This window comes from Aggregatimonas sangjinii, from assembly GCF_005943945.1.
GTDB lineage: Bacteria > Bacteroidota > Bacteroidia > Flavobacteriales > Flavobacteriaceae > Pelagihabitans > Pelagihabitans sangjinii.
The window spans coordinates 880568-896721 of sequence record NZ_CP040710.1; the positions used below are offsets into that span (position 1 = coordinate 880568).

Sequence of the window (16154 nt, forward strand, 5' to 3'; positions counted from 1 at the left end):
TAGAACTCAACTTTAATGCGCTGAACAGAAGTGACAAAAAAGGATGCTGAGAAAAAAATAATCATTTTATTTTTGTCTTCCCCTAGCGCTATATGTTCAACCAATAGGTAAGCTTTAAATTGATCGATCTGAATCGCGGTGAAAACTGGTTTACGAAATAGTTGTCGTTATAAACAATAAATAAATCGGATAGGGGAGCAAAACGCCACTGGACTCTGGAATTAATACCCAGATTATCTCGCTGGTTACTATATTGAATCAATGTAGACCAGAAAAGCGACTTGCTGAAGGTGAGCTGTATTTTCGGACTGATCAACCAGAGATCAGCGCTTGGATAGGGATCCGGCAAGCTGATCTTGTCGTAGTTTAGCTGTAATGAAATGAGCGCTTTAGGTTGTAACCTGAGTGCCAATTCAGCTTGCATCGACAATAAATCACCGTTAAAAAATCGCCCGATGGTTGATTCGAGTTGATATGAGAACACCTGTGCTCTATTGGATTGGTATGCGAAATTCAAACTATTGTAGTGGTAACCCTGTAAATTGGGAAGCGGAATACCGTTTTCTTGCCGAGAAGGTACGAAGTTGTCATCCTCAGCAGTTAAAAAGGTGAAGGTATTGGTAAAGCCAACGCTAAATTGGGTCTGGTTTTGCATTTCTACCTGACCGGATAAACGAATATCATGATCTGTTTTTTGGTAGTCAAGTTCCGGACGCCATATTACAATAGGAAAAAGGGCAAAACTATAGTTGTTAATGTGTTCGCTCTTCGGCCAAAATACAGTTTCGACCTGTGTTGCCGATTTAACGATATCCGTTCTTCGAATAAAGCCAAGATCGGATTGAAAATCATCATCGATATAAACCCAATCGGTAAAGATGTTGAAAAATCTCGTACTACGTCCTAAAAAGGCCCCTCCGGAAAGATTACCATTGGAGTCATCCGGCTGAAACGATTTGTGCAGGTATGCTTTACCTTGCCACACATTATCTGCAGAAGCGAGATTGTAATCTATCCCGATTACCCTATTGAACTTGTCTTCAGGCGCTAGAAAGTCGTATTCCTTGAATGTTTCCCGGTTTATAAAAAAAGCGCCGATATTCGACCGCGCAAAGACTTTTTTCTGAATGGCCAGCATGGTATTGTTGTTCGATGCGATTTCATTGTCCAAATCTTCATCCGTTTGAATACTCAAAAATCCCAAACGCCAATCATTCGTTAGTTTTCCGCTCAAGCGCACCCCGCCTAAAATTCTGTTTTCAATGGAGTTGCCCGTTGTATCGTTCGCAATACCAATACGTCGGGAAAAGAAGGGATTTGCGTCACGTCCGCCACCAAAGCTGCCGAACAAATCACTATTATCAATAAAAAACTGTCTCTTTTCTGGGAGCCCTATTTCAAAACGGGTAAGGTTGGTCACGATATCATCTACCTCGACATTCGAAAAATCGGGATTGACGGTAATATCTAAATTCATTCCATTGCCAATGGCAACTTTAGCATCGCCTCCTACCTTTACGTTGGTGTTGCCTTCATCAATTTCAAAATCCCTTTCCGTAATCGCATTGACATAAGGTATAAGGGCCAAAGGGGTCCTAGATCGGCCCAGAGGTTTTTCAAATACCATGTCGCCCATGAAGGCCAGACTAAAAATCAGCTGGTTTTGCGGAATGTTGTACCAAACGCTCTGTTCGTTAGTTTGTTGATCGAAACGGTAACTTTGAAAGCGCCATTTGGTTTCACCTTCCCTAAATTTAAAAGAGGTCAACGGTATGGCCAATTCGGCTGTATAGGAATTTTCACCCCTTACGACTTCCCCCTTCCACTTTACATCCCATGAAGTAGTAAAGCCCCGAGTGTCTTGACCTCCACCCGAAATCAAGGCCTCCCTTCGCACACCATAAGGATTTATACCAAACAGAAAGGCATTCGTTCCATCATTAAAGGTATCGAACAACAGGCTAATATTATCGTTACCGCCAGCCCTAAAGTCGCGTTGTAAGGTCGGAATAACCCAGTCGTTCCCGACGGATTCTATTGTGATGCCAATATATAGGGTAGTGGCGTTGTACACCATTTTTATATCCGTAGGCTGCGTGGCCAGAATGGAATCGGATGGAAAATACTGTTGAAAATCCTTTGCACTTTCGGCGGTCTCCCAGAATGCTTCATCTAAAATACCGTCCACTTTGGCGATATCATCTGTATATTTTACGACAAACGATTTGTTTGCTGTTTGTGAAAAAACGAAAAGGGAACAAAAGAAAAGTGCCAGAGCACAGGAAAGTTTCGTCATGAAGCGGTGGTGTTGGTCTGAACAAATTTACCCTTTTTAATCGTTAAGTAATTACTAAAAATCGTTATGCTTCCTTACCCTTTTTAGGCTCTCTTTTTGCGGCCTTCAAGCTTTTCATTAAGATGTATTCAATTTGTCCGTTGGTGCTGCGAAACTCGTCTGAAGCCCATTTTTCGATGGCCTTGAGCATATCTTCATTCAGTCTTAGGGCAAATGCCTTCTTTTTGGGCATGGTTTGTATTTAATGGATTTTAAAAGGTATCCTCGTTGTTGTATCGAAATTCATGGCGTAGCTGAACTAAATGATTGACCTAAACTTCATGTCGTCTATGAAAGCGATGGTATTTTGGAGATTAGTGATTCAAGGTACCGGCGTTAACGATAGGCGAGGCGTCCTTGTCAGAACAAAGTACCACCATTAAATTGCTCACCATGGCGGCCTTACGTTCCTCGTCCAGTTCAACAACATCTTTTTTGTTCAATTCGGCAAGTGCCATTTCTACCATACTTACCGCACCTTCTACAATTTTATGACGCGCGGCTACGATTGCGGTAGCCTGTTGTCTTTTCAGCATGGCGTTGGCGATTTCCTGGGCGTACGCCAAATAACCGATACGGGCTTCCAAAACTTCTATACCTGCCATTGCCAAACGTTCCTGTAATTCTTTTTCCAGCGCTTCGCTTACTTCATTCAAGCTGGAACGAAGTGTAATATCCTCGTCAAGGCCTTCATCTGCAAAATTGTCGTAGGGATACATACTAGCCAGTTTGCGAACGGCGGCATCGGTCTGTACCCGTACGAAATTCTGGTAATCATCAACGTCAAAAGCGGCCTTGTAAGTGTCGGTCACCCGCCAAACCAAAATCGTGCTGATCATGACCGGATTGCCCAGCTTGTCATTTACCTTTAAGCGTTCACTATCGAAATTACTGGCCCGAAGGGATATTTTTTTCTTGGTGTACAGCGGATTCGCCCAAAAGAGACCATTCTTTTTAATGGTGCCAACATATTTTCCGAAGAGTAACAATACCCTCGAACTGTTCGGGTTGACAAGTACAAAGCCTGGAATAATAATAAGTGCGGCCACAATGGCAGGAATTCCTAAAATAGGCATGCGCATCAACATAAATACGCCACCGACCAGAAGGAGAAAGGCGAGTAGGGCCATCATATAGCCGTTCATAGGGGATAAATCTTTTTCGTTTTTCATGACTAGTTGAATTAAATGATATTAAAATGATATCATAAATATATCAATATAAAATCAATTATTCAAATTTTCAACATGCTCTTAGGCAAATTTCTAATTTTTGCGTCTGAACTTTTTGGTCTTCTTTTTGTTCGGATCGGTAAATAATCGTTTGAAAAAGCCATCGCGCTTCACAGGGTCACAATCCATCTGGTCGAGAACATATTTTGACGGACGTTCGAACTTTGCCTTGGTAATTGGGTCGTATTTCTTGTCCCTGCCCAACTCTTTGTACCATAATGCGAATAGGGGCAATGCGGCGTTAGCCCCCTGCCCCAGACTTGTACTTTTGAATCCGATTTCGTGGTTGTCGAGTCCTACCCAAGTCACACTTACCAACTTTGGGGTAAGTGCCACGAACCAAGCATCTTTATTGTTTTGGGTGGTTCCGGTTTTCCCGGCGATATCATTCTGCATTTTGTAGGTAGTACGTATACGCGAGGCCGTTCCAGTATTAATAGTCGATTTCATCATTTCGAGCATTATTTGCCTCGTTTGGGTTGAAAAAGCACGATTTTTAGCCCTTTTTGGCTCAAAATTGACTAAAACGGAGTCTTTTTGGTCAGTAATGGTTTCGATGAGGTAGGGGAGCACGGCCATGCCATCGTTAACATAGCTAGCATATACACCTGCGAGTTCGTTCGCGTAGATTTCACCTGTGCCCAAAGCCAATGAGGGTTGTTCGGGGAGTTTTGAGAACACGCCCATTTTTTTGGCTTGGACGATTACATTGTCAATCCCTGTGGCCTCCATCACTTTAACCGCGACCGTGTTGACCGAGTTGCTCAGCGATTCTTCCATGGAATAATTCAAGTACGCCTCATCTTTATTCCCCGAATTGCTGGGCGACCAGCCCTTAAGGTTTTCATATTCCACCTCACTTGCCGAAAAATAGGCACATGGTGGTATGCCTACTTCCAAGGCAGCCGTATACACTATCGGTTTGAATGTAGAGCCGACTTGCCGCTGACTTTGTGCGACATGATCGAATTTGAAATTCTTAAAATCGATACCGCCGATCCAGGTACGAACTGCACCGGTTTTTGCATCTATGGCCAAAGAACCCGTATTCAGAAATTTTAAATAGTGTTTTACACTGTCGATGGTACTTGCCATTAAGGTGCGATCGCCACTCCAATCTTCGAAGGTCATGTTGCGTTTGTGTTCGAGCGAGTCCCAGGCCTGCTTCGCGCTCAGTCCGTTTGCGACGAGCTTTTTGTAATGGGGAGTTGCGCGTACCGCTTTTTCGATGATTTTCGTGTTGCTGGTCCAAGGTGCTCTTTTTCCATAGCTTTTTTCGAACTGCCCTTGCAGCGATTTCATGTGTTTCCGCATCACGCTCTCAGCGATGCGCTGCATTTTGTAATCCAAGGTGGTGTAGACCTTCAGGCCATTTGTATAAATGTTGTAGTCGTTACCATTTTGCTTTTCATCGGCACTCCATTTGAGGAGTTTCTTACGTACCTCTTCCCGGAAATAAGGCGCAAGACCGGCATCGTAATCGTATTTTTTATAGTCGAGTTTTAAGGGAAGTTGGGTAAGGCTGTCTTTTTCGCTATCCGTCAGAAAATCATTATTTGCCATAGACTGCAACACCAAATTTCTGCGTCTGAGGCTGTTCTCGGGAAAAACCCTTGGGTTGTAGCCATAAGTGGCTTTTAGCATGCCTACCAAAACGGCAGACTCTTCTAGGTTGAGGTCTTTGGTATGTTTGTTAAAGAATTTGAGGGCGGTACTTTCTACACCGAACGTATTGTCGCCGAACGATACCGTGTTCAGGTACAACGTAAGGATTTCCTTTTTGGAATAGCTATCCTCTAAACGGGAGGCCATAATCATCTCCTTGATTTTGTCGACGACGAGATTCGATTGTTGCCGGTCTTTTCTGGGATAGAGGTTTTTTGCCAATTGTTGGGTCAAAGTGCTGCCACCTCCAGATGATTTGTCTTGTAGTAGAATCGATTTGATACCCACTCGCAATAAACTGGTGGCATCGACCCCGGAATGGTCGTAGAACCGCTCGTCTTCAATTGAAATTAGGGCCTGTATCAATTGCTCAGGGAATTGCTCGAAAGGAACTGGCTGGCGGTCATACAGAAAATATTTTCCGATGAGAACGCTATCGGCGGAATATACCTCGGTAGCACGTTGGTATTCAAAACTGGAGAGTTCTTTTTTTGAGGGTACTTTGCCCCAAGCCCCAAGGTAGACGCTCATAACGAAAAGAAAGCCAATAACAAGAATTCCTAGAAGTGCAAGTAAGCCAAAACGAAGGTAGGGTGAAGAAATTTTTCTAAGTATCAAATCGGACTGGTTTATGGGCGCAAGATTAAAATATTTAGAGAATGTAGCAGCTTTTTTAACAGTACCTTAATGGCGTTTCCTTATTTTTGAAGCCGTTAGAAATACGCATTCTATGAAAAAAATAGTCTTTTTTCTTTTTTTAGCGGCACAGATGTCTTTCGGGAATGATATGGTCTGGTCAAAGACCGGTCACCGTGCCGTTGGTGAAGTGGCTCAAGAACACTTGACTAGAAAGGCCAGAAAAGCCATTACGGCCATATTAGACGGAGAAAGCCTGGCAGCGGTATCGAATTTTGCGGACGAAATAAAGGCGGATAGCAAGTATCGCGAATTCAGTGCCTGGCATTATGTAAATTTTCCTGAGGATAAAAAATATTCGGATGTTGAACCTAGCGAGAATGGTGATTTGATTATTGGCATTGAAAAGTGTGTAGCAATCGTAAAAGATGAGCAAAGTTCAAAGGAGGATAGGGCATTTTATCTCAAAATGCTTGTGCACCTGATTGGCGATTTGCACCAACCCATGCATGTCGGTAGATTGGAGGACAAGGGCGGGAACGATATTCAAGTGCAGTGGTTCAACGACGGAAGCAATTTGCACCGTGTGTGGGATTCTGGCATGATCAATGCCTATGGTATGAGCTATACCGAATTGGCCGCTTCGTTACCGCGCTTAAACAAGACTCAAAAAAAAGCCATACAGGCGGGTACGGTGCTCGATTGGGTAGAAGAGTCTCAGGATATTGCCAATGAATTATACGATTCCGTGGCAGTTGGGGAAAAACTATCGTACCGCTATAATTATGTATGGTGGGATACACTGGAAAAACAATTGCAAAAAGGGGGGCTGCGTTTGGCCAAAGTTCTAAACGAGCTATTTTAAGAATGGTATTCAATGGTGTGACCATAACTACCGGTGCTCTTTGGTACGACATTTGCACTATGTTAGAAAGGAGCGGGCCGCAGGTAGATTATCATTGTATACCTGAATGATAAAGGCAGTGATTCGTTTCTGAAACAAGGTATAAAAATCGGTTCGTGGGGAACCGATTTTTTTTATGGAATAACGCGAAAAGTAAGATTAATGCGTTCTCCAATCGGCCTTGCCGTTTTCGGGATTTGATGCAACCAATGATGTTGCGTTTCGCCCTGCATCAATAACAGGCTGCCATGCTTTAATAAGATTTTGTACTTCAGCTCTTTTTTCGAGCGATGTTTAAGGTGAAAATAGCGTTCCTGCCCCAGTGTAACCGAGGCGATGACCGGATTTTCACCCAGTTCCTTTTCGTTGTCTGCATGCCATCCGTTGCTGTCCTTGCCGTTTCTGTATAAATTAAGCAGGCAGGTCGTGAATTCTACCTGCGTCTTGGTTTCAATTTGATTTTTTATGGCAATTAGGCTTGGTGTAAACCGCTGGGGTTGCATGACGATGCCGGAATAGGAATAGGGCTTTTCATTGTTTCCGTACAAAGCCGTTAGTCTGGGCTGTGGATATACTTTCCCGAATACTTTAATATCGTCTTGTTGCCATGTTACGGTTTCCCTGAATTCCTTGAAATAGGCGTCTGCCGATTCTGCGGAAAGAAAATCGGGAACATAGGTTATTTCGCAGTCGGGCAGATTTAGGAGTTCTCCTTCTGAAAAAGGCAGCAACATCATGTAAGTACTTGCATTAACTGTTTTCGATATTTTGATGGACTCTCGCCCGTAAACGCCTTGAACGATTTGTTGAAATGTGAAAAGTTATTGAATCCACATTCAAAACAGACCTCGGTAATGCTCATGGGTTGCTCGGCCAGCAATTTAGAGGCATGTACCAAACGATATTCGTTTACAAACTGGGTAAAAGTCTTATTCGTGATTTTTTTGAAATAGCGACAAAAAGAAGGTATGGTCATACTGACCAGATCGGCAATTTCGTGCAATGTAATTTCTTCCTTGAAATTGGTCTTTACATGATTGAACACTATGTTGATACGGTCGTTATCCTTTACGTCGGCCGCCATTGAAAAGCCTTCGGCATTCAAGATTCGAAACTCTTCGGTAGTACTCAGACCGTTCAAAACATCTAAGATGGTCAATAAGCGCTCAAAATTCGTCTGCCCTTCCAATGCTTCCATCTTGGCACCCAGGGCCGCTTTTGTTTCTCCATAGAAAACAACACCGGCTTTTGAGATTTCGAAGAGGTTCTGTATTTTTTTCATTTCAGGGATATTGAAAAAATCGTTTCCCAAGAAATCCGTTTTCATCTGTACCACCGTTTCGTTGCTGTTGCCGGTCAGGATATCGGTAAAGCCACAATGCGGAAGGTTGCTGCCAATAAGGATTAGGGTACCATTGGTATAATAGGATAGATTACTGCCGATTTGACGTTTTCCTGAACCCCCGTTAACATATACAAGTTCAATTTCGGGATGGTAGTGCCAAATATTATCCTTATTCAGTCTGCTCTTATCAAAACGCTGATAAGTGAATGAATTTCCAAAACTTGGGGCTATGGCTTCGTATCGGGGTTTTTGAAGTATCACGGTCTTATTTTTAAAGTAAAATTACTTCTCCTTAGTCGACTAAATCTCTGTAAAATTACCTAAAATATGTTCTAAATTACCCTTTTAACCAAAATTAATCTTTCATCATGGTAAAATAGAATATAAATATGAAAAACCTGTCGTAGTGTAGCGGCTGAAGTGATGCTAAGTTTGTACCGTACTAATTTATTAATCACCCTACCTTTTTTTACTAGGGATAAAAGTAAGAGTTATGAAAAAAGTAATCAGAACAATCGCAGCAGCAGCACTACTATTCGCAACCACTACGGTAATGGCAAAAGAGCCAACATTGGAAACCGTTGGAAACTCTAAAAGTATCATTTTAGAATGGAATGCCCATTTATCGGATGCTTCGTTAAAAATATATGACGCCAACGGAATAATCATACATTCAGATAATTTAAAAAACGCGGATGAATATGCCAAAAGATTTGATTTGACTCCACTTGTGGAAGGGGCATACTTTCTAAAAATCGAAAATAGGGCAAAAGAGTTGGTGTATTCGCTCAGTGTGAACAAGAATAATATCACGATTCTCGGGATGGCCGAAAATTTTAAACCGGGTTACAGAGAGAAGGAGGGGCGTGTTTATCTGAATTTCTTAAACCGTGATTTGAAAAAAGTCGAAGTAAGCGTTACCGATTCCTTGGGTAATGTCCTTTTTAAAGAAGTTTTTAACGATAAATTGGTAGTTGAAAAGGCTTTTAACTTTAAGGGGGCTTACGAAGGTGATTACACCATAGCCGTAAATGATGGAACGAAGACGTTTTACGAAACAGTATCGATAAAATAGTTTAAGTTGAGTTGAGCGTAACCCCAAAGATTCTGCCCACTACGGCAATCTAGATTCTTTGGGGTTTCTTTTTTGTCTAATACCGAAGATACCAAAAGGCCCAGAGCATGAGACCGAATTGTAACGGGATTCGGGATACCAGCATCCATTTTGAAAGACCCATCGAAGCTCTTTCGTCAAAAAGCATATGAAAGTGAACCGGTAAAAAGAAGGTGAGCATGGCTATGATGCAATAAATGGCAAGATTTTTAGTCACCGCAAAACACAGGGCAATCCCAAGAACGATTTCCAGAATTCCGCTTATCGTCACCAAAAACTTGTGGCCGGGCAGATAGCTAGGCAGGATACGCATATACATTTTCGGCCTTACGAAGTGCATAATACCAGCACCTATGTAGACTAGAGCCATGAGATAAAGATGCCAAGGATAGTTCATTTAAGCAATTTTTTAAGGCGTTCGCGCTTGTACTCGGGGACTGAGGAGTTACTTAAAATCAGTTTTAGCAGCTCTTTATCTTTCTTCCGCTGAAAGAGAAAATCGTAAAATTGTTTTACGGTCAACGGGTTGTCGGATTGTTTTTGCAATTGCATTCGATCACCTGTGCTGACGGTACCCTCTTTCAAAATACGCACATAGGTACCTGGAAAACCATGGTCTATGAACCGCTTCAAGATCGCTTGATCATTAAAGCGGACCCCAAGCTTGTAGCATGGTTCGCGGGGTTGCGAAACTTGTACCAGTGCCGACCCTATTTTATAAGTATCGCCAATTCGCAGCTCGGACTCATCCAAACCGCTAACGGTGAGGTTCTCTCCGAACATTCCCCAATTCCATTTCAAGTGGGGATATAATTTTTTCCAATAGGGGTATTGTTCCGCTGAAAAAAGATAACAGGCCTTGTTGGTGCCAGCGTGATGCTTTCGATCTATAACAGTATCATTTTTAACATCGGTTTGACCAAGAAAGATGCTTTCCGCAACAGGATATTTGAATATGCCCGTCTGTTCCTTTTTTCCGTTCCAGACAAAGGATGTGGGTTTGCTGAGGTTGGTCGATAGTATTTGCATACCCTAAAGATAGAAAACAGTATGCTACCAACATAAAGTCAATAATTTTTGATACGGAGAACTCAAGACGGGTTCACATTATTGCTGAATGTCTCGCTTTTCTGAATCGGTAAAATTCGAAAGGTTTTTATATTCCGTTATTATAGCCTTTATGGTAGTGGGGCCAATATTTTGTAAGTCACGTATAACAGCGAGACCATTGACTTTCCAAATTGAAATATCACCTTTCTTTACTCTTAGCAGGGTAATCTGACCATTGCCATTTCGGGAAATGACCATGCCCTCTGCCAAACAGGTTGCCGAATACGTGTATTTTTGCTTTATAAAAGGTATTCGTTCAAATGGGGACAACACCAATTCCGAAACTTTTAGAGCATCATTTTCAAAAAGACAGGTGCCCAAACTGTCACTGATATTCTTTTGCTGCAACTCGGCTAATTTGTCTTCGCTCCAAGATTCGAAATTCCCTTTCGGGCTCAACTCGGTATATTCCATATAATTTCTTTAAGATTTCTCTGGTTCAAAACAAGCCAGTTTGACCGATGTGGGGTACGGTCTAATTTGAACAAAAAAGTCGTATTTAATGAACGTCGGGAAACATCCTCAAACTGATGTAGCACAAAAAAACGACAGGGGAAGTGAAGGATTGATATTTTTTTCTTACAAATATTGTTGATTTATCTTGGTAAACAAAATTTTATTTTAATAATAGGTAGCAGCAAACGATTTATGGGCGAAATCTATAGTGCGATACTGTGAAATTTAGGAAAACCGTGCAAATTCTTTTAGGAGCCGTGGGTTTCTTTGTATTTGGCGGGAAGTAGTTGCGGTGAATATTTCAAATCCGGTGTAGAACGCTTTTTTACTACGAAAAGCTGCTCCGGTACCCCTACATTCCATACTATGTCGATGTAGTACTTGGTATTTTTGTTGATTTACGGCCTTTTCGGTACGAAGGCGATTGATATAACAATGGGAGTTTGATTTGTGAACTGTGTTGCTAGTGCCGGAGATATTTCTATCGAGAATTTCAAGCTTTTAAAACAGGTCGCTGATAATACACTCATTAAGTGAAATGGCCCTTTAATTCTTGCTGAAAATATCAATTTATAGTTTGTGCTTTCGACAACATTCGTGGATTGCGGATAGGAAATGATGCTTAAGACCACTGGATGAGGTAGTAGTTTTAATCATAATTCTTCAATAATCGAAAGACTTTTGTAACCCTACGCTGCAATAATTCTAAGTTTTTGATTGGAAAGTGCAATCGATATGTGAGGACAAGCAAAAAATAGCTCTGAAATAAGAACAGGGATGCTTATTCATATTATTCGTCGCAATTTTTAGTGATATAAATGGTACAGAAAGATATGAGTAGGAGAACGGGAAACATCAGGAAATCATATCGAGCGATATCTGATAAATTTGCTGGAGTTCATTAACATTTTGATTTCCAAAATGTAACAATTGACCATTTTCCCCCTATTTTGAACCAATCTTTTTCCGTTTCTATCAAGAGGTGAATGGCAATACAAATCATGATTATTTCATATAGTACGGAGTTCGTTTCATGAGGTAGTTCAAGGCCGTAATATAATTATTCCGTGTGGTAGCCAAGAACGGACGTCTGGTCACATCAACGACCTTCTTGCCATCTTTATCATATATTCTAAAGAGCACCTTGGTATCGAACTCGTCTGTAGAGGTAGTGTAGTCGCTTGAATACACCTTACCTTTTTTCTTTTTTGAATCTACTTTTACCGTGGTCGAACCGTAGGAGTTTGAGGTAGTGCTACGGTAGTCAACGGTTATTTTTCCGCTTACCAAGACGCCCACCCCCAGTATTTCGGCAATTTCACTCATTTCAAAATCCTGATACTGTTCCGGGTCGGTAATGCCGGCTGCACGCAACCTACGCTGTGTAGTCTCGGGATTTTGATAGTCAATAGTATTACGTTCTGGTTTGCGCATGAGGTTTTGGTAATAAAACTCCTGTGCCTCTATGCCTTCCTGCTTGGCAACCTCACCATCGAATACGAATGCAAAAGGAAGAACGGCCCCGAGCTTCTCGTTCATCGGGGGATATTCGTATTCCGTACTTTGTAAGGTTGTATCGGAAGCCGAAAAAACCTGCTCACGTCCGTTTTGAAAGACTATTTTTGCGATTTCGGTTTTTTCGATGACATTCTCGAGCGTTTCGCCCGAAAAAGAATAGGTGATCGTATTGGGTTCAACTTTTTTGATGGTCACCTCATTGGATGTCCCCATTGGTTAAAAACAATTTGTCTTGTGCGTACAGAGGGGAACCGGCTATTAGAAATAGCCCCAAAATAAGAAAGTAACATTTCATGGGATACATGTTTTTTTAATAGTCCTAAGCTAACACACGCATTTTAGTTTTAAAATACCTGATTTCCAGTATTTTTTAAGACTTACACGAATTTTTTTAGGAATCGGGGCAGGTATCTCCAATCCGTCCAGAAATTATGGCCATGACCTATTGGGGCTTAAAGGGTATTGCTTAAATAAAAACCGCTCCAACAAAGTAGAGCGGTTACTATAGCTATAGTTAATGGTTACTTGATTACACAAGTAGGTGAAAGATACAATCACTTTTGAGATTAGACCATACCTGAAAACCAGTAGTTTTAGCTGATAATGGGGTTGAATGCATATGGGTTTCTATATTTCCAGGGGCGGACAAGCTGAACTGGGCTTTGTTTAGCGGCTAGTTCCATTAAAAAAACCGCTTTAGTCAGAAAACTAAGAGCGGTTTTGAAGTTGATATCGCCAAGTGAAAGCTATAGATAAGGTCTACTTCACCATTTCGTAACTACGTTTGATGAATTTGGTCAATTCCTCACCTTTAAGCAGCCCTTTTGACAGTCGCGCCAGATCTAACGATTGGTTGATCAATCGCTCTTTCTTTTTGGCGGTCTTGGTATTCAGGATTTCGTTCACCAATTCGTGATTGGTGTTGACGACAAGATTGTACATTTCGGGCATATTTCCCATCCCGAACATGCCCCCGCCACCGGTTTGTTGCATTTCTTTCATCCGGCGCATAAATTCCGGTTCAGTAATGATAAAGGGCGACGCATCGCTATCCATGGCTTCCAATTGTACGGTATAGCTTTTATTTGTAATGGTTTCCTCTAAGTCTGTCTTTAGCTTTTCCTTTTCTTCGTCGGATAGTTTAGAGATGACCGTATCCTCTTTTTTAATAAGATTATCAATATGGTCGGCATCTACGCGAACGAATGAAACCTTCTCTTTTGAAGTTTCCAACTTTTGCATGAGATGCGAAATAATAGGGGAGTCCATCAGCAATACCTCATAACCTTTGGCCTTGGCGGCTTCGATATAACTATGCTGCGCCTCTTTATCGGATGCATACAGCAGTACCAGCTTTTCGTCTTTGTCGGTCTGCGTGTTCTTCGTTTTTTCATGAAGTTCCTCAAAAGTGTAAAAACTACCATCAACGGTAGGGTAGAGGGCGAACTTATCGGCTTTCTCAAAGAACTTCTCCTCGGACAACATTCCGTACTCGATTACAATTTTTATATCGTTCCATTTCGCTTCAAAATCTTCCCTATTGTTTTTGAAAAGGGAATTTAACTTATCGGCAACCTTTCTGGTGATATAGGACGATATTTTTTTCACCGCCCCGTCTGCCTGCAAATACGAACGCGAAACGTTCAATGGAATATCAGGAGAATCGATTACTCCTCGGAGCATCGTTAAAAATTCCGGTACGATACCTTCTACATTATCCGTAACGAATACTTGATTTTGATAGAGTTGAATCCTATCTTTCTGAATGTTCAGGTCCTGTGTCATTTTTGGGAAATACAGAATCCCTGTCAGGTTAAAAGGATAATCTACATTCAAGTGAATATGGAATAACGGCTCCTCGAACTGCATGGGGTAGAGCTCTCGGTAAAACCCTTTATAATCCTCGTCGTTGAGGTCGGCAGGCTGTTTAGTCCAAGCAGGCTCGGGATTGTTCACGATATTGTCTACCTCTTGCGTGGGTGCAGGATCGTCTTCTTTCGCATCTTCCGGTTTGGGCAAGGTTTCCGTACGCATACCGAATTTAATCGGTATCGGCATGAACTTATTGTATTTGTTCAAAAGTTCGGTAATGCGGTTATCTTCCAAAAATTCGGTGGAATCGTCGGCGATATGCAGAATGATTTCTGTGCCTCTATCGGTCTTCTTGGCTTTTTTCAGGTCGAAATTCGGCGAACCGTCACATGACCAATGAACCGCTGGGGCGTCGGTGTAACTTTTTGAAATAATCTCGACCTTGTCGGCTACCATAAAGGCGGAATAGAATCCTAGGCCAAAGTGACCTATGATACCAGTATCCTTGGCACCATCTTCATATTTGTTCAAAAACTCTTCGGCGCCCGAAAAAGCGACTTGATTGATGTATTTTTTTACTTCTTCCTCGGTCATTCCGATACCCTGGTCGATAATATGAAGTTTCTTTCCTTTCTTATCTACCTTGATTTCTATGATAGGGTTGCCGTATTCGACTTTTGCCTCCCCAATAGCTGCCAAATGCTTCAGTTTTAGCGTTGCATCAGTGGCATTCGAAATAAGTTCCCTGAGGAAAATCTCATGGTCGCTGTACAGAAATTTTTTAATCAGCGGAAAAATATTTTCTACCGATACGTTGATTTTACCTTTTGACATAAATGTTGATTTTATTTTTTAGTTCCGCCGCTATTGCAGTAGCGAAAATAGTTTTGATGATAGCCTTCTAGACTATAGCGATGATTCCGTTCCAATTTTTTCAATCCGAAAACGGAGTGCCTGCGCGATTCTACAGTAGTCAAAAAAAATACCATTCTAGGATTGAATGACAAACTGACACTTTAAATACGGACATATTGAATAATATGGCCCCATGGCAGTAGGATAATACCGCCGTAGCGATTGTAAAATAAGGCAGTTTAAAAGTTTAACAAATTATTTTGTTTAATTTTTGCATGAAAAGGTTAAACGTTATGTATCTTTGAGTAATCAATGAGAAAATTGCTATGAAAAAGATTTTACATTGATTATTTATTGGTTAGGTTGTTTGAAAACGTGTCTCCCCCCGGGGGCACGTTTTTGTTAAATGGATAGTTTGGCAATCACTTAACAAAAGCCCAAGTCATTTACGCCTAACTTTATACTTCAAAATAGTTTCATTATGGCAACTAAAACGAAATCTAAAAAAATCACTGATAACCAGATTATAGAAATGTATATGGATTATGTTTTGGAGCATGAGGTTGTTCCTAAATCCATATATAAATTCTGCAAAACGAACGCGATCGAAGAAGCTGATTTTTATAAATACTTCGGCTCGGTAGTTGGAATTCAAAAGGCAATTTGGACAAAGTTTTTTACCAGTACGATTGGTTTGATGCATAAAAATAAGGAGTATGACGAATTTTCCAACAAGGAGAAGATGCTTACTTTCTTCTACACCTTTTTTGAAATGCTTACCTTAAATCGCAGTTATGTATTGTTCGCCCTAAATCAGGAACAGGGCATGATGAAAAATCTTGCACAACTTAAAGGACTACGTAGACACATCAAGGCCTTCGCTGCAGATCTCATTGAAGATGGGAACGTAGACAAATCCTTTAAAATCACAAAACACAACCCACGACTTTTTTCAGAAGGCGCATGGTTAGAGTTCATGTTCGTTCTTAAATTTTGGATGGACGATGATTCCGCCGGTTTCGAAAAGACCGATATGGTAATCGAAAAATCAATTACGACAATTTTCGATGTCTTTGACAATACCCCGCTTGATAATATCATCGATTTGGGAAAATTCCTGTTTAAGGAAAAGATGGCTTAAGGTCAACCGAATATAGTATACTCCTACACGA

At 41.3% G+C, this 16154-nt stretch carries 14 protein-coding genes; 3 read left to right on the forward strand and 11 right to left on the reverse strand.

Annotated elements, in window-relative coordinates; genetic code table 11:
* Positions 1-88 precede the first annotated feature (88 nt).
* The 4 genes from FGM00_RS03675 to FGM00_RS03690 form a co-directional block, all read right to left on the reverse strand.
* The gene (locus FGM00_RS03675) at positions 89-2296 is read right to left on the reverse strand and encodes a carbohydrate binding family 9 domain-containing protein (protein ID WP_138851605.1); all 2208 of its coding nucleotides are present in this window, start codon (positions 2294-2296) and stop codon (positions 89-91) included.
* A 64-nt stretch (positions 2297-2360) separates the two neighbouring features.
* Entirely contained in the window at positions 2361-2528 is a 168-nt protein-coding gene (locus FGM00_RS03680) for a type II toxin-antitoxin system antitoxin (protein WP_138851606.1), read from the reverse strand.
* A gap of 121 nt (positions 2529-2649) precedes the next feature.
* Positions 2650-3507, reverse strand: coding sequence for an SPFH domain-containing protein (locus tag FGM00_RS03685; protein ID WP_138851607.1), 858 nt, complete (start codon positions 3505-3507; stop codon positions 2650-2652).
* Between the two features lie 93 nt (positions 3508-3600).
* Positions 3601-5763 carry a transglycosylase domain-containing protein gene (locus tag FGM00_RS03690; protein ID WP_236262895.1) on the reverse strand — a complete coding sequence of 721 codons (2163 nt, stop codon included), beginning with the start codon at positions 5761-5763 and terminating at the stop codon, positions 3601-3603.
* A gap of 199 nt (positions 5764-5962) precedes the next feature.
* Here FGM00_RS03690 and FGM00_RS03695 point away from each other — a divergent pair, with 199 nt between their 5' ends.
* Positions 5963-6733, forward strand: a complete 771-nt coding sequence (locus FGM00_RS03695) for a S1/P1 nuclease (protein ID WP_138851609.1) — start codon at positions 5963-5965, stop codon at positions 6731-6733.
* A 173-nt stretch (positions 6734-6906) separates the two neighbouring features.
* On the opposite strand, the gene FGM00_RS03700 is transcribed toward FGM00_RS03695, so the two are convergent.
* Both FGM00_RS03700 and FGM00_RS03705 read right to left on the reverse strand, forming a co-directional pair.
* Positions 6907-7509 carry an alpha-ketoglutarate-dependent dioxygenase AlkB family protein gene (locus FGM00_RS03700; RefSeq protein WP_394344420.1) on the reverse strand — a complete coding sequence of 201 codons (603 nt, stop codon included), beginning with the start codon at positions 7507-7509 and terminating at the stop codon, positions 6907-6909.
* Positions 7506-8378, reverse strand: coding sequence for an AraC family transcriptional regulator (locus FGM00_RS03705; RefSeq protein WP_138851610.1), 873 nt, complete (start codon positions 8376-8378; stop codon positions 7506-7508). Before FGM00_RS03705 ends, FGM00_RS03700 begins: the two co-directional genes overlap by 4 nt.
* Before the next feature lie 232 nt (positions 8379-8610).
* Between FGM00_RS03705 and FGM00_RS03710 the strand changes: the two genes are divergently transcribed.
* Positions 8611-9192 (forward strand): hypothetical protein, encoded by a 582-nt coding sequence (locus tag FGM00_RS03710; protein ID WP_138851611.1) that lies wholly within the window; start codon positions 8611-8613, stop codon positions 9190-9192.
* 76 nt (positions 9193-9268) lie between these two features.
* On the opposite strand, the gene FGM00_RS03715 is transcribed toward FGM00_RS03710, so the two are convergent.
* From FGM00_RS03715 to htpG, 5 genes are all read right to left on the reverse strand, one after another.
* Positions 9269-9628 carry a DoxX family protein gene (locus FGM00_RS03715; protein ID WP_138851612.1) on the reverse strand — a complete coding sequence of 120 codons (360 nt, stop codon included), beginning with the start codon at positions 9626-9628 and terminating at the stop codon, positions 9269-9271.
* The gene (locus FGM00_RS03720) at positions 9625-10260 is read right to left on the reverse strand and encodes an MOSC domain-containing protein (RefSeq protein ID WP_138851613.1); all 636 of its coding nucleotides are present in this window, start codon (positions 10258-10260) and stop codon (positions 9625-9627) included. Before FGM00_RS03720 ends, FGM00_RS03715 begins: the two co-directional genes overlap by 4 nt.
* Positions 10261-10338: 78 nt before the next feature.
* The gene (locus FGM00_RS03725; RefSeq protein ID WP_138851614.1) at positions 10339-10755 is read right to left on the reverse strand and encodes a hypothetical protein; all 417 of its coding nucleotides are present in this window, start codon (positions 10753-10755) and stop codon (positions 10339-10341) included.
* 1047 nt (positions 10756-11802) lie between these two features.
* Entirely contained in the window at positions 11803-12528 is a 726-nt protein-coding gene (locus FGM00_RS03730) for a hypothetical protein (RefSeq protein ID WP_138851615.1), read from the reverse strand.
* A 546-nt stretch (positions 12529-13074) separates the two neighbouring features.
* Positions 13075-14961, reverse strand: a complete 1887-nt coding sequence (gene htpG / locus FGM00_RS03735) for a molecular chaperone HtpG (protein WP_138851616.1) — start codon at positions 14959-14961, stop codon at positions 13075-13077.
* A 502-nt stretch (positions 14962-15463) separates the two neighbouring features.
* Between htpG and FGM00_RS03740 the strand changes: the two genes are divergently transcribed.
* Positions 15464-16123 (forward strand): TetR family transcriptional regulator C-terminal domain-containing protein, encoded by a 660-nt coding sequence (locus FGM00_RS03740; protein WP_138851617.1) that lies wholly within the window; start codon positions 15464-15466, stop codon positions 16121-16123.
* The last annotated feature ends 31 nt before the right edge of the window (positions 16124-16154 follow it).

Excerpts from the sequence above, each read along its gene's own strand:
- FGM00_RS03685 (WP_138851607.1), bottom strand. The coding sequence starts at position 3,507 with ATGAAAAACGAAAAAGATTTATCCCCTATGAACGGCTATATGATGGCC.
- FGM00_RS03680 (WP_138851606.1), bottom strand. The coding sequence starts at position 2,528 with ATGCCCAAAAAGAAGGCATTTGCCCTAAGACTGAATGAAGATATGCTC.
- FGM00_RS03715 (WP_138851612.1), bottom strand. The coding sequence starts at position 9,628 with ATGAACTATCCTTGGCATCTTTATCTCATGGCTCTAGTCTACATAGGT.
- FGM00_RS03740 (WP_138851617.1), top strand. The coding sequence starts at position 15,464 with ATGGCAACTAAAACGAAATCTAAAAAAATCACTGATAACCAGATTATA.
- htpG (WP_138851616.1), bottom strand. The coding sequence starts at position 14,961 with ATGTCAAAAGGTAAAATCAACGTATCGGTAGAAAATATTTTTCCGCTG.
- FGM00_RS03730 (WP_138851615.1), bottom strand. The coding sequence starts at position 12,528 with ATGGGGACATCCAATGAGGTGACCATCAAAAAAGTTGAACCCAATACG.
- FGM00_RS03710 (WP_138851611.1), top strand. The coding sequence starts at position 8,611 with ATGAAAAAAGTAATCAGAACAATCGCAGCAGCAGCACTACTATTCGCA.
- FGM00_RS03720 (WP_138851613.1), bottom strand. The coding sequence starts at position 10,260 with ATGCAAATACTATCGACCAACCTCAGCAAACCCACATCCTTTGTCTGG.
- FGM00_RS03695 (WP_138851609.1), top strand. The coding sequence starts at position 5,963 with ATGAAAAAAATAGTCTTTTTTCTTTTTTTAGCGGCACAGATGTCTTTC.
- FGM00_RS03700 (WP_394344420.1), bottom strand. The coding sequence starts at position 7,509 with ATGATGTTGCTGCCTTTTTCAGAAGGAGAACTCCTAAATCTGCCCGAC.
- FGM00_RS03690 (WP_236262895.1), bottom strand. The coding sequence starts at position 5,763 with ATGAGCGTCTACCTTGGGGCTTGGGGCAAAGTACCCTCAAAAAAAGAA.
- FGM00_RS03675 (WP_138851605.1), bottom strand. The coding sequence starts at position 2,296 with ATGACGAAACTTTCCTGTGCTCTGGCACTTTTCTTTTGTTCCCTTTTC.
- FGM00_RS03725 (WP_138851614.1), bottom strand. The coding sequence starts at position 10,755 with ATGGAATATACCGAGTTGAGCCCGAAAGGGAATTTCGAATCTTGGAGC.